The sequence below is a fragment of the Hydrogenivirga caldilitoris genome (genome assembly GCF_003664005.1).
In the GTDB taxonomy this organism is placed as follows: Bacteria; Aquificota; Aquificia; order Aquificales; family Aquificaceae; genus Hydrogenivirga; species Hydrogenivirga caldilitoris.
Genome location: NZ_RCCJ01000001.1, coordinates 136942 through 149803, shown reverse-complemented (window position 1 = coordinate 149803; position 12862 = coordinate 136942). Strand labels below are relative to the sequence as shown.

The window sequence follows — 12862 nt, the reverse complement described above, 5'->3', positions numbered from 1 at the left end:
AGCCCTATGAAGACGGAACGTAAGCTTATCATACCGGAGGACCTGGTTTTAAAGTGCGTAAAATGTGGTCTGTGTAAGTCAGTGTGTCCTTCCTACTATGGTGAAGAAGGAAGTTACGCAAGAGGGAGGCTTGCTTTAGCGGAGATGGTTGCTAAGGGAGAAGTCCCTCTGAATGAGGAGATCGCCAAGCAATGGAATGAGTGTGCAATGTGCAGAAGGTGTGAGTGGGTGTGTCCCAACGATGTCCAGTATAAGGAGATACTCGTCCAGGCTAAAGAGCTTCAGGAAAAAGAGCTTGGCAGGGACATAATATCTAAAGCAGGGTTGAAGAGCCTTGAGTTCATGCAATCGGACTTGGGCAGAAAAGTAATAAAAGCGGCAGGAAAACTGAGCTCCTTCCTACCCTCTGAGATAAAAACCCCCCTACCAACAGGTGCTGTTAAGTTTATGCCAAAACCTTACGGTAAGCCTTTCGGTATAAGGGGGAAGACGTTCAAAGCTCAAGAAGAAAAGGGAAGGCTTCTCTTCTTCACCGGCTGCATGATAGACGTCTTTTATGGAAAAACTGGAGAGAGCGTTATAAAGTTGATGAACAGACTGGGCTACACCGTTGTTGTTCCGGAGGATATAAAGTGCTGTGGTGCACCCCACCTTTACCACGGAAACACCTCAGCCTTTGAGAGGTTAAAGGAGCATAACCTGAGAGAGATGGAGAAGTATGATTTTGACGCCATAGTGGTTGCGTGCCCTACCTGCGGAGGAGCACTTATAGAGGATTACGGGAAGGACTGGAAGGTTTATGATTTTGCGGAGCTACTATTTAAAGAGGGTGAAAACCAAAGGTTCAAGACAGCGAATGAGAAACTTACCTTCCATGTTCCCTGCCACTCTTACACAGCTATGAAGGTAGATCCGCAGGTTTTCTATGGAGTAATGGAAAGGGTTGAAGGCGCAGAGGTGGTGAAGGCTGAAAAAGCCCAGTCCTGTTGTGGTTTCGCCGGTCTATGGAGTATAAAGAACCCTAAACTTTCTGAGAAGGTACAAAGAGAGAAGATGGAAGACTTCAAGTCAACTGAAGCGGACTACGTGCTTACAACCTGTCCAGGATGTGTTTTACAACTCAGGGATGGAGTTAGGAAGTTTGGTAACAGGCAGGAGATAAAGCATCTCGCTGATTACCTTGTGGAAAGGATAGACTAACTCCAATTCTTTGGCGATATACAAAGCATCAAAGCTCTATCTTTGCGTACTTCTTCCTTCCCTCTTCAAAGAGGTCTCCACCATATATATCGTTGGCAACTATCACCGGAAAGTCTTCAACGTACAATCTCCTTATAGCTTCCGTACCTAAGTCCTCATAGGCTATCAGCTCAGAGGATTTTATGTGTTTCTGGAGGAGCGTAGCAACACCCCCCACAGCGGCAAAATAGACAGCCTTGTACTTTTTGAGTAGCTCCTTAACCTGAGGAGAACGGTAGCCTTTTCCTATCATTCCTTTAAGTCCAAGCTTGAGAAGGGGTTCAACGTACCTGTCCATCCTTATAGCTGTGGTTGGACCTGCCGAACCTATAACCTGTCCCGGTTTTGGGGGTGTAGGTCCAACGTAATAGATAACCTGACCATTCAGGTCTATGGGTGGCTTTTCTCCCCTCTCTATAGCCTCAACCATCCTCTTATGGGCTGCATCTCTTGCGGTATATATGTAGCCGGTAATGAGAACCTTATCTCCCACCCTGAGCTGTTCTATAACATCGTCAGTAAGGGGTGTTTTAATCCTCTTCTCCATGCAAATAGTATAACAGGAGCTATGTTGATAAAATATACCTTGTCCTATGGAAAAGCTTAAACACTATGCAGAACTCGTCAAATTTGAACATACCGTGTTCGCTTTACCTTTCGCTCTTGCTAGCGTCCTGTTACTTGCAAAAGAGGCTCCTACTATGGGAAAACTCTTCTGGATACTGGTAGCCCTAATAAGCGCCAGAACTTTAGGCATGGCCTTCAACAGACTTGTAGATGAACCTTACGACCGCCTTAACCCGCGCTCTCAGAGCTGGCCTCTCGTATCTGGAGTTTTATCAAGGGGAGAGGTGAAAGGACTCATAGCTTTTTCAGCAGGAGTGTTTGTTCTCAGTACGGTCTTTATAAACTTCTTAGCCTTCCTGCTGTCTCCAGTGGTGATTTTCCTTCTCTGGCTTTACCCTTACTCCAAGAGGTTTACCTACTTCCCCCATTTGGTACTTGGTTTAGTTTACTTCCTCATACCTGTCGCCGTGGACGTTGCTCTCAACGCATCAGTATCTATCAAGGCTTTTATCCTGGGTGTAGCGATGGCTTTCTGGGTTTCTGGATTTGATATACTCTACTCTCTGCAGGACTATGAATTTGACAAAGAGCATGGTCTCAAATCTGTTCCTGTTCGGTTTGGTATAGAAGGTGCCCTCAAGCTCGCAAGGACCTTTCACCTTATTACCTTTCTATCCCTTCTATCGCTCGGTTTCTATGATAACAGGCTCGGCGTAATATACATGGGTGGGCTTTTGCTTCTGGCTGGCTTCCTCTTATACGAGCATTCTCTGATAAAACCCAACGACCTATCAAAGGTCAACAAGGCTTTTTTCACCGTAAACGGATACGTAAGCGTGGTTTTTTTTATAGTTGTACTTCTTGACTACATTTCATAGACCCATTCTACGCTCTATATCTGAGATACGCTTTCTGTACTCCTCTTGGGATATCTCCCCCTTCATTAGCATGCCTGTCAGCAACTGTATCTCCTTCTCTATCTCCTTTAACCTTTTAATTCTGTCCTTCTCTTTTCCTGCAAGTATACTGTAAAGGTAATGCTCTTCAACCTCATAATGCCTTAAACTCTTTTTAAGGGAGGTTATATCCTTCTTCAACAGGTAGCCCTTAAGTTTTTCAAGGAATTCAAAGACCTCCTGTATATCCCTCTTCCTCTCAGCCCTCAGGAAAACCTGACCCGTATCCAGTATCCTCCCAACAATTATATAAGTATCCTCTTCCGGTCCCCTGAAGAGTTCAAGGCTAAGCTTGAGTCCGTTCATTTCAAATATGTCATGTAATACCTTTTCCTCTCCGAAAGGTTTCTTTTCAAGCTTTTCTCTCTCAACATATTCCTTGAAGGATATACCTCCAAACACAGCTATTATCTCCTTACAGTACTCGTTTGCCAGGTTTCCCACGCTTATAGTCAGGTAGGCAAGGAGGTCCTTGTTAAGGAAGTCAAACTTCAATCGCACTCCCAGAATTATGTCCACAAATCCCTTTTCCAGCTCTATAGAAAAGGAGCACATGTTCAGAGAACCATTTTCCATAAGGAGAAATTTCATCAGGTCTTTGTCAGGTTTTACTCTTAGGGCTACCGGAGAATATATGTGTACTATGGTCTCCTCACCCTCTAAAAGAACTTCAGCATTTATAACCGTTGAACCCCAGGGTATCAAAAACTCCCTGTCCTCCCTATACACCCTGATAGAGCCGAAGATCTGTTCCAGGTAATGCTCTATAAGAAGTACAACTCGCTCCAGTCTGTCATCCATGGCTTTATTTTAACAGCTCACCCTTTCTGGGAGAGTAACCTCGCATAAAGTCCTCACCCTTCATTCTTTTACCTTTTGGGGAGATAAGCTCCAGAATCTGAACTGCTCCGTAACCGCAGGCAACAATGAAGTCTCCATCGTCTATTATCTCCCCTGGCTCACCATGACCTTCAACCACACTGACTTTGAGGAGCTTGAGCCTTTCCCCTCTGAAATAGGTGTAAACGTTAGGGTACAAGCCCCTTACCCTATCTCTAACACTCTCAGCCTCAGCCTTCCAGCAGAGTTTATACTCCTCCCTCTGAACGGGAGGTGCGTAGGTTGCCTCTTCTTCCTTCTGAGGGACAGGTTTTAAACTCCCCCTGAACCAGAGATTGAGAGTCCGAACTAAGAGATCTGCCCCCTGTCTGGACAACCTCTCTGAGAGTGTATAGAAGTTATCCTCCTCTCCTATAATTACCTCTTCCTGAGAAAGTATATCCCCGGCATCCATCCTTTCGTTTACAAGCATAACCGTGTTTCCCGTAACTTTCTCCCCTGCCATGAGGGCTCGCTGTATAGGAGCGGCACCTCTGTACCTGGGCAATAAGGAAGCATGAAGATTTATAACCCCGTACGGAGGCAGGTCAAGTATGCTCTTAGGAAGGATCTTACCGTAGGCAACCACAACTATACAGTCCAGTTCAAGCCCCTTGAGTATATCAAAGAGCTCACCTGCTTTCTCAGGTTGATAAACGTTAAGGTTCAGTCTGTAAGCAAGCTCCTTAACCGGGGGTGGGGTTAACCTTTTCCCCCTTCCGGCGGGTTTGTCCGGCTGGGTAACAACCCCAACAACGTTAAAGTTCTTGTGGATAAGCTCAAGACTGGGAACCGCAAATTGAGGGGTTCCCATGAAGAGAACTCTCATCATTCAACCTTCCAGTTATCTATCAGCCTTGTGTTACCAACCCAAAGGGCAACTAATATTCTGTCTCCGCTTTCCACAATATCCTTAGGGTTTAAATCCGGGTCTGTAATCTCAACGTAGTCTATCTTCTTTACATGGGGGTGAGATAGAATGAACTTCCTGATCTCTTCTTTTAAAGCTTGGGCATTTCTCTCTCCCTGATTTATAAGCTCCTGAGCTAAGATGAAGGCTCTGTATATAGAGAGGGCAGACTCCCGCTCCTCCGGGTTCAGATAAACGTTCCTTGAGCTGTAAGCCAGCCCATCAGGTTCCCTCACAGTTTCTACCGGGACTATCTCAACCGGTATCAGCAGGTCTCTAACCAGTCTCTGTATGACCTTGAGCTGCTGGTAGTCCTTTTCGCCGAAGTAGACCCTGTGGGGTTGGACTGCATTTAGAAGCTTTACCACCACGGTAGCCACACCCTTAAAATGCCCCGGTCTAAACTTCCCTTCAAGTATCTCACTCATATCCCGCACGTATACCTCGGTCTTTGACCCAGCAGGATACATCTCTTCATCGCTGGGGGCAAAAACTATATCAACACCCATCTCATCACACACAGACATGTCATGGTCAAGATTTCTGGGATACCTTTCATAGTCCTCATCGGGTCCGAACTGGGTTGGGTTGACGTACACGCTAACAACGGTAACATCGTTCTGAAGCTTTGACCTCTTCATAAGAGCCTTGTGGCCTTCATGTAGGTATCCCATTGTAGGCACAAAGCCGATATTTATGCTCTTCTCACACTTCAAGGTTTGAAGGTGATTCCTCAGTTCCTTTACCTTTTTGAAAAGAAGTGGCACGTAAGCACCTCCTTGATTGCGAGAGAAAAGTATTATAAAGGATTGATGGGTTTAAAAACCAAGGTCTTGGTTCTAAAGAGAATACGAGCTGGAGACCAGGATTTGCTGGCAAAGGTTTACGGAAAAGGGGGGGTAATTGACCTCCTCGTCAGGGACGGGTTCCTAAACAACCACAGGTTTTTTGGACTGTTTGAACCCTTCAATCTTCTGGAGGTTGACCTCTCTCAAAGGGGCGGCATTGCGATACCTAACGATATCGGTGACGTAAAGTTCCTCTCCTACCTCTGCAGGGACTTTGAAAGGTTCCTGTGGTTTTCGTGGATATCAGGATTCATCCTGAAGTTTGTGAAATACTATGACGAAAAGCTTTTCAATCTGTTTATCAGTTATATGCTGAGCAAAAGTACACAAAATACGCTGAGGATAAAGTTCAGATTAGACTACTTAGAGCTATCAGGCTTGAAGCCCAAGTTCCTTGAAGAGGAAAAACACAGGAGGATGTTAAAACTCTCAGATGGGTCCACTTCGGACAAGGGTGATGTTGAGGTGTCCGCTGAATCCCTTAACTTAATTAAGAAGGTGTATAGGGCAGAAAAACCCCAAAGGATAAAGATAGGAGCGGGCGCGCTCCAGGATTTAGAGACCCTGTTGGATCTGTTCATTGAGCATCACATCAGGTAGGCGAGAGAGGTTACAATAACAGGCACAAGGAAGTTATCATCAACCTTTAGCCTCATTGCCTCAACAATTGAAGCTATACACGAGAGTAACAGAGCTTTCTCAAAACCTACCCACAGCAGGAGGACTATATAAACGGACAGGAAGAAGGATAGAGTCCCCTCCCAAGTCTTTTCAGGGTTAAAGAAGAGCTCATGCCTACCGAAAACCTTGCCAATAAGGGTAGAAAAACTGTCCCCAACAGCCAAAATTACAACACCAAGAAGGGAAAGCTTCCCGAAAAGAATGTAAGACAGAAAAATGCCGAGGTTTGCATACAAAGCCTGTATGCCTGGACGGGATAGGTTCTTTTCCCTCTCAAGTTCAACGATAAATCTATGAAATAGACCGATTAAAGGCTCATACCTGTAAACGACAAGAAGATTTACAGCTATCACAGTAGAAAATATCAACAGGGTTAATTGGTATGGGAAGTGGTTTATGGGCACACACCACAGGAGGATAAGGAAAAGGTGAAAAACCTGCCTCTTTATCTCCAGGGAAAGCTCATCTCTGTCTGAGTATCTCTCTGATTCTTGAGTAAACATAAAACCTTACCTTAACCATATCTGCGTCGTCTATGAATAGCTCAAAACCGAGCTTTATCTTGCCGTCCTCTGTCTCCAAAACGTTAACCAGTCTCGCACTTCCTTTAACCTCTTCAACCTCAACAGGAAAATCTATATGAACCTTAACATCCTTGTTTAGGAACTTATCCACCTCATAAGGGTCACTCACGACAACCGAAAAGCCTCCCTCCGATATATCGTCAACCTCGTACTCTTTCTCTTCTCCGTCTACGGATATAAAAAGCTTGACCGGATGGACGTGAGATGGAGGCACCCTGGCGCTTCTCCTATCACCAACGGGTTTCTCAGGATTCAGAGAAGGAATAGTAACTATAAGCTCCGTATCACTCTTGCCAACGATCTTCACAGGTAAGGCAAAGGTAGAGTACTTGAGATGTGCCTTCTTCCCAAGGACAGCGAACTTCTTCAGGAGGTCAGTTGTGCTCAAGACAAGCCTGTCCCCTTCAACCCTCTTCAAGCTTACCTTGGTGGTGAAGAAGAAAGAATCTTCAAAGATAAAAATCTCTACAGCTTTTTCAATACTCATATCTCGCCAGCTCCCCCATCTTTTCTACGATATCCTCCATCTTCATCCCTCGTGAACCTTTCACGAGAATTATATTTTTATCCTTCATGTATTTCAATACTTCGTCCATTATATCCTCCTTTTTACCAAAAAATAGAGCGTTTCCGCCGTGTTTTATACATTCTCGGTAAGCTTCCTCCATGTTATTTCCATAAAATAGGGCTAAATCAATACCCAGCTCCACCACAAGTTTACCAACTTCAGCGTGAAGTTTTTTGCTTTCCTTACCAAGTTCAAGCATGTCTCCAAGAACAACCACCTTCTTTGATTTGGTTCTTAGAGAAGCCAGAGTAATCAGAGCGTTCCTCACAGAAGGTGGATTGGCATTGTAGGTATCATCAATCACAATAAACCTTTCATAGTCAAGTAAGTTCATCCTGCCTGACGGTGCCCTAAAGGTTTGCAGGGCTTCCTTGAAGTCACGTGGGTCGTAGCCTAACGCTAAAAGGACACCGAAGCTGGCAAGAGCGTTATCAACCACACCGGAGCTAAGAACGGGTATTGTAAAGACAACACCCATACACTTAAACTCGGTGCCCTTAAGACTCAAATGGATTCCTTCAGAGTTTACGTCTCCTCCAGTACCAAAGGTTATAACCTTGTCCTTTGGGAGGGGGTAATACTTCAGCGCATAATGGGGAATAACCGCGCGACTCTCTTCGGAAAAGTTCATGAATATCTCACCGTTACCTCTGATAACGTCAAGGATTGTGCCAAAACTTTCAAGATGCTCCTCCCCTAAAGCCGTTATAACCCTGATGCGTGGTTGTGCTATCTCCACAAGCCTCCTCACATCTCCCACGGCACTTGCTCCAAGCTCAAGCACCGAAAATCTGGCTTCAAGTGGCATATTGGAGAGAACGAGAGGAAGACCAAGCTGGGAGTTCAGGTTGCCTTTGCTTCTGTAAGCGGGTGCGACGTGGGACAGAAGGTGATATATAAGCTCCTTTGTAGTGGTTTTACCGACAGAACCGGCAACCCCTATGACCTCGCCCTTGTAAAGGGCTCTCTTGTAGAGGGCAAGCCTTCTCAGGGCATCAGCTGTTGAATCAACCCTAATGGAGAATCCCGGTCCCACCCTTAAATCTTTTTCAACGATTGAGCCCACCGCACCCCTTCTGATAGCATCTTCAACGAAGTGGTGTCCATCGTTGTTTTCCCCCCTAAGAGCAAAAAAGGCATCCCCAGGATTAACCTGTCTGCTATCTATAGAGAAGCCTCTAACCGTACGGTTAGGGTCGCCCCTGAGCTCTCCCTTTAAGACTTTTGCAAGTTCTTCAGCCCTCATCCTCTATGAATTTAATCTCTTTCATGGCTCCATAGTTGGTAAGATCAAGTTGTAGAGGCGTAACCGATATGTAACCGTTCAAAACCGCCCAGTAGTCCGTCCCCTCATCGGGACACCAGCCAAACTCTTCCGCGGCTATCCAGTAAAGAGTTTCTCCATAAGGAGCTCTGTATCTGAAGACCTTTTCCTTATAGTCCCTCTTACCCTGTCTGGTCAGCTTTATACCCCTGACCTCATCGCAACTTAGGTTTGGAACGTTTACATTCAGATATGTATCCTCAGGTATGCCAACATCAAGAACCCTTTCTACGACCTTCCTGCAGGACTTGGCAATTTCAGAGAACATAATCTCCTCTCTGCCAAAGGCGGAAAAGGCTATAGAGGGTATACCTAATATCCTGCCTTCCATGGCACCCGACACAGTGCCAGAATAGGTTATATCCTCACCGAGGTTCGGACCTTCGTTTATACCGGCACACACCAAGTCTGGTTTTTCACCCTCAAGTATCACATGGTAACCAAGGTGTATGCAGTCCGCAGGTGTACCTCCTATAACGGCATAAAAGTCTTCCTCCACTTTCCTGAGCCTTAAAGGCATAGTAAAGGTCAGAGAGTGCCCAACCCCGCTCAAGTTTCTGTCAGGTGCAACGACAACCACCCTGCCCAGAGGCTTAAGGGTATCTCTCAAAGCTCTTATTCCCTCTGAAAAATACCCATCATCGTTAGTTATAAGAATTAAAGGCATAGGAGTATTTTAAAATCAGTTACCCTCAAGACTGTAGAGTTGAGCACGGGATATACGGGCAAAGTAGGTATCAGGATAATCCTTTATCAGCTCTTTATAAAGTTTGAGTGCCCCTTCCTTATCCCCCTTCGCCTCATATATAAAGGCTCTCAGGAGCGTCGCCGATGGGTAATTGAAGTCCTCTTTCCCTATATGAGACAGTTTTCCTAGGGCTTCCTCGTACTTCTTTTTGGAGTAGAGCAGAAAAGATGCCTTCTCTATAAAGAGTTTTTTCACATCCGGGTCCTCAACGCTATCTAACATCTGAGAGGTTTCACCGGAAGTAATTGCAAGGAAGTAAGGATAATAGGGTGTACCCTTTACCTTCTGTTCAACCTCTTCCCTCTTTAGCTCCCCCTTCTCGTAAAGATAAACCATTTCGGCTAACCTGTCTAACCTCTTCTCCTCATACTTCTTCCAGTAATTAAATCCCCCTACTGCACCCGCTACCAGCAACGCCAAGAGTATCCCTATAAGGAGGTCGCGGTTAAGAATCATACCGTCATTATCTCCTTTTCTTTTGCCTCAAGGATTCGGTTAATCTCCTCTATGTGGAAGTCCGTTAATTTTTGAAGCCTTTCAAGGGCTCTCTTTTTGTCGTCTTCAGATATACCTTCAAGCTCCTCTATAAGCTCCTTGGCGTCTCTCCTTATGTTTCTTACCGCAACCCTTGCCTCTTCTGCAAGCTTATGGAGCATCTTTGCAAGCTCTTTCCTTCTCTCCTCAGTCAGGGGAGGGAGGTTTATCCTTATCGTGTTACCCTGGGTGTTGGGGTTCAGATTCAGCTCCTCCCTTATAGCCTTTTCTACGGACGGTATGGCGTTAGCATCCCACACCTGGATAAGTATCTGGTTGTGCTCAGGTATGGATATAGTACCAAGCTGTTTAAGGGGTACCTTAGAACCGTAATAATCAACCTTCAACTCTTCAACAAGGGCTGTTGAAGCTCTCCCGGTCCTTATACCTGCAACCTCTCCCCTGAAGTGCTCAACACTCTTTTTCATGTCCTTCTCGGTCTCTTTGAGTATGCCTTCTATCTCCTGTATCATAACGCCTACCCCCTTACAACAGAACCTATTTCCTCTCCAAGCACCACAGCTCTGAGATTTCCCTTCTCTCTGATATTAAAAACTATTATAGGGATATCGTTCTCTCTACACATGGTGAGTGCCGTATGGTCCATTACTCTTATTCCCCTGTTTATAACCTCCAGATAGGTTATTTCTCTTATAAACATAGCGTCGGGGAACTTTTCTGGGTCCTTATCGTATATACCGCCCACTTTGGTTGCTTTCAGAAGAACCTCCGCATCAATCTCGGCAGCCCTGAGGGCTGCAGCAGTATCCGTTGAGAAAAAAGGGTTTCCGGTTCCACCCGCAAATATGACCACCCTTCCCTTTTCAAGGTGTCTTACAGCCCTCCTCCTTATGTAAGGCTCAGAAACCTGACGCATTTCTATGGCTGATAGTACCCTTGTTGGGATGTTAACGTGCCTCTCAAGGGCGGACTGAAGGGCAAGGGCGTTGATAACCGTTGCCAGCATCCCCATATAATCCGCTGTGGCTCTGTCTATACCTATCCCCTTACCCTGGAATCCTCTGAATATGTTACCTCCACCGATCACTATCGCAACTTCAACCCCAAGCTCGTGAACGTTCTTTACCTCATGGGATATATACTCTAAAAAGTTAGGGTCTATGCCGTAGCCCTGCTCCCCTGCGAAAGCCTCCCCAGAAAGCTTTAGGAGTATCCTCCTGTACCTTGGCTTCTCCTCCATCAGAGTCCACCGAGTTCAAACCTGCAGAACCTCTTTATATCAACACCGAGACCTGATTCTCTTATGACCTGTCCTACCGTTTTCTTGTCGTCCTTGATAAAAGCCTGCTCAAGGAGTACCTTTTCCTGATAAAACTTCTTGAGCTTTCCCTGGACTATCTTCTCCAGTATGTTTTCGGGTTTTCCTTCCTGTCTAGCTTGCTCCATGAGTATCCTCTTTTCCCTTTCAAGCGCTTCGGCAGGTATAGTGTCTATACTTACGAATTCCGGTCTCATGGCTGCTATCTGCATAGCTATATCCTGAACCAGCCTCAGAACCTGCTCATTTACTTCAGGAGCTTTAAAGTCAAGAAGAACTCCTATCCTGCCTCCTCCGTGAACGTAGGAGTGGAGATAATCCTGGGTATCATACCTGCAGTACCTTGAAAGTCTGATGTTCTCACCTATCTTGGCAATGGCTTCCTTTATAAGCTCTTCAATCGTCTTGCTTTCATCCTTAAAAAACTTCTGAGCGAGTATCTCTGAACCATCACCTTGTTTATCGGCATTTTCATCCACGGTAAGGACGTGTTCCAATATAGCTTCTGCCAGAGCTTGGAACTCTTCATTCCTAGCCACGAAGTCCGTTTCACAGTTGAGCTCTATCATCGCCCCCTTCTTCCTATCCTCAGTGACCTTTACCACTATGAGCCCTTCCTTTGTCTCTCTTGAAGCCTTCTTCTCGGCTTTCGCTAAACCCTTTACCCTCAGTATCTCCTTTGCCTTTTCAATGTCTCCCTGAGCCTCCTCAAGGGCTTTCTTACAGTCAAGCATACCGGCACCTGTCATCTCTCTGAGCTTCTTAACATCATTCATACTTACTGCCATCCTAAAACCTCCAGATATTCCTTACGAAAAACTCAAACATCACTCGTAGTCAACTATGTCCTTGTCTATGTCTTCGTACTTCTCGGACATAGCCATCGCCTTTTCAAAGAGTTCCTTTTCATGCTCCTCAACGGTAACAACCTTTCTCTCCCTTTTCGGAAGAGCTTCTTCAGCACTCTCCTTCCTTGTTCTGCCTTCAATCACAGCGTCTGCTATCTTTGAAGTCAGGAGTTTTATTGACTTTATAGCATCGTCGTTTCCAGGGATTATGTAGTCTATGACGTCCGGATCACAGTTGGAGTCTGCTATAGCAACAACAGGTATTCCGAGCTTCCTCGCCTCCTGAACGGCTATTGACTCTCTGACCGTATCCACAACCCACATCAGGTCCGGAAGTTTTGTCATCTCCCTTATACCGCCGTAAAGCTTCCTGAGTCTCTCCATCTGCCTCCTTAACCTTCTTACCTCAGCCTTGGGTAGGACTTCAAATATACCTTCCGCCTCCATCCTCTCCAGCTTGTTTAGCTTCTGTATGCTTCTCCTAACAGTCTGAAAGTTGGTTAGCAGACCGCCTACCCACCTCTCATTCACATAGTAAGCTCCACACCTCTCAGCTTCTTCCTTGATTATCTCCTTTGCCTGTCTCTTTGTTCCGACGAATATAACCTCTGCCCCCTGGGCAACGCTATCGGAGACAAAGTTGTAAGCCTCTTCAAGAAGAACGAGAGTCCTGTTCAGGTCAACTATGTGAATGCCATTCTTGGCACCGTAAAGATAAGGCGCCATCTTTGGATTCCAGCGGGATTTGGAGTGCCCAAAATGAACTCCAGCCTCTAAAAGCTCCTTCATGGAAATGACTGCCATATTACACCTCCTTGGGTTTCGCCTCCCTTTCCCGAAGAACCCATAAGGGCAACCCAAGCGGGAAAGGTGCGTTGTAAGCTATCCTATTATATC

16 protein-coding genes are annotated in these 12862 nt (G+C 45.7%); 3 read left to right on the top strand and 13 right to left on the bottom strand.

What is annotated here, in order from left to right:
• Window positions 1–6: 6 nt before the first annotated feature.
• Window positions 7–1200: a (Fe-S)-binding protein gene (locus BCF55_RS00920; RefSeq protein WP_121008893.1), complete on the top strand. Its 1194-nt coding sequence runs from the start codon at window positions 7–9 to the stop codon at window positions 1198–1200.
• A gap of 28 nt (window positions 1201–1228) precedes the next feature.
• Here the strand turns inward: BCF55_RS00920 and BCF55_RS00915 are convergent, their stop codons facing one another.
• Window positions 1229–1786 carry a Fe-S-containing hydro-lyase gene (locus BCF55_RS00915; protein WP_121008891.1) on the bottom strand — a complete coding sequence of 186 codons (558 nt, stop codon included), beginning with the start codon at window positions 1784–1786 and terminating at the stop codon, window positions 1229–1231.
• Window positions 1787–1832: 46 nt separating this feature from the next.
• Between BCF55_RS00915 and BCF55_RS00910 the strand changes: the two genes are divergently transcribed.
• Complete coding sequence (locus tag BCF55_RS00910) at window positions 1833–2684, top strand: UbiA-like polyprenyltransferase (RefSeq protein ID WP_121008889.1); 852 nt, start codon at window positions 1833–1835, stop codon at window positions 2682–2684.
• Here the strand turns inward: BCF55_RS00910 and BCF55_RS00905 are convergent.
• From BCF55_RS00905 to panC, 3 genes are read right to left on the bottom strand one after another with little or no spacing between them, the layout of a single operon-like run.
• Entirely contained in the window at window positions 2679–3563 is an 885-nt protein-coding gene (locus BCF55_RS00905) for a hypothetical protein (protein WP_121008887.1), read from the bottom strand. The two genes, BCF55_RS00910 and BCF55_RS00905, sit on opposite strands and share 6 nt — an antisense overlap.
• Window positions 3564–3567: 4 nt before the next feature.
• Window positions 3568–4470, bottom strand: a complete 903-nt coding sequence (gene fmt, locus BCF55_RS00900) for a methionyl-tRNA formyltransferase (protein ID WP_170144713.1) — start codon at window positions 4468–4470, stop codon at window positions 3568–3570.
• Window positions 4470–5318 (bottom strand): pantoate--beta-alanine ligase, encoded by an 849-nt coding sequence (gene panC / locus BCF55_RS00895; RefSeq protein WP_121008883.1) that lies wholly within the window; start codon window positions 5316–5318, stop codon window positions 4470–4472. Before panC ends, fmt begins: the two co-directional genes overlap by 1 nt.
• Before the next feature lie 45 nt (window positions 5319–5363).
• On the opposite strand from panC, the gene recO reads away from it, so the two are divergent.
• Window positions 5364–5999 (top strand): DNA repair protein RecO, encoded by a 636-nt coding sequence (recO, locus tag BCF55_RS00890; protein ID WP_121008881.1) that lies wholly within the window; start codon window positions 5364–5366, stop codon window positions 5997–5999.
• On the opposite strand, the gene BCF55_RS00885 is transcribed toward recO, so the two are convergent.
• From BCF55_RS00885 to rpsB, 9 genes are read right to left on the bottom strand one after another with little or no spacing between them, the layout of a single operon-like run.
• The gene (locus tag BCF55_RS00885) at window positions 5987–6583 is read right to left on the bottom strand and encodes a diacylglycerol/polyprenol kinase family protein (RefSeq protein ID WP_121008879.1); all 597 of its coding nucleotides are present in this window, start codon (window positions 6581–6583) and stop codon (window positions 5987–5989) included. The genes recO and BCF55_RS00885 overlap by 13 nt on opposite strands.
• Window positions 6543–7151 (bottom strand): DUF8089 domain-containing protein, encoded by a 609-nt coding sequence (locus BCF55_RS00880; RefSeq protein ID WP_121008876.1) that lies wholly within the window; start codon window positions 7149–7151, stop codon window positions 6543–6545. The genes BCF55_RS00885 and BCF55_RS00880 overlap by 41 nt, the downstream gene beginning before the upstream one ends.
• Complete coding sequence (locus tag BCF55_RS00875; RefSeq protein WP_121008874.1) at window positions 7141–8478, bottom strand: UDP-N-acetylmuramoyl-tripeptide--D-alanyl-D-alanine ligase; 1338 nt, start codon at window positions 8476–8478, stop codon at window positions 7141–7143. Before BCF55_RS00875 ends, BCF55_RS00880 begins: the two co-directional genes overlap by 11 nt.
• Window positions 8468–9223 (bottom strand): 5'/3'-nucleotidase SurE, encoded by a 756-nt coding sequence (gene surE, locus BCF55_RS00870; RefSeq protein ID WP_121008872.1) that lies wholly within the window; start codon window positions 9221–9223, stop codon window positions 8468–8470. The genes BCF55_RS00875 and surE overlap by 11 nt, the downstream gene beginning before the upstream one ends.
• Before the next feature lie 15 nt (window positions 9224–9238).
• On the bottom strand, window positions 9239–9760 hold the full coding sequence (locus BCF55_RS00865; protein ID WP_121008870.1) for a tetratricopeptide repeat protein: 522 nt from the start codon (window positions 9758–9760) through the stop codon (window positions 9239–9241).
• Window positions 9757–10311, bottom strand: a complete 555-nt coding sequence (gene frr, locus BCF55_RS00860) for a ribosome recycling factor (RefSeq protein ID WP_121008868.1) — start codon at window positions 10309–10311, stop codon at window positions 9757–9759. The genes BCF55_RS00865 and frr overlap by 4 nt, the downstream gene beginning before the upstream one ends.
• A gap of 5 nt (window positions 10312–10316) precedes the next feature.
• Window positions 10317–11039, bottom strand: a complete 723-nt coding sequence (pyrH, locus tag BCF55_RS00855; RefSeq protein ID WP_121008866.1) for a UMP kinase — start codon at window positions 11037–11039, stop codon at window positions 10317–10319.
• Window positions 11039–11905 carry a translation elongation factor Ts gene (tsf, locus tag BCF55_RS00850; protein WP_121008864.1) on the bottom strand — a complete coding sequence of 289 codons (867 nt, stop codon included), beginning with the start codon at window positions 11903–11905 and terminating at the stop codon, window positions 11039–11041. Before tsf ends, pyrH begins: the two co-directional genes overlap by 1 nt.
• Window positions 11906–11944: 39 nt before the next feature.
• Entirely contained in the window at window positions 11945–12769 is an 825-nt protein-coding gene (gene rpsB / locus BCF55_RS00845) for a 30S ribosomal protein S2 (RefSeq protein ID WP_121008863.1), read from the bottom strand.
• Window positions 12770–12862: the final 93 nt, after the last annotated feature.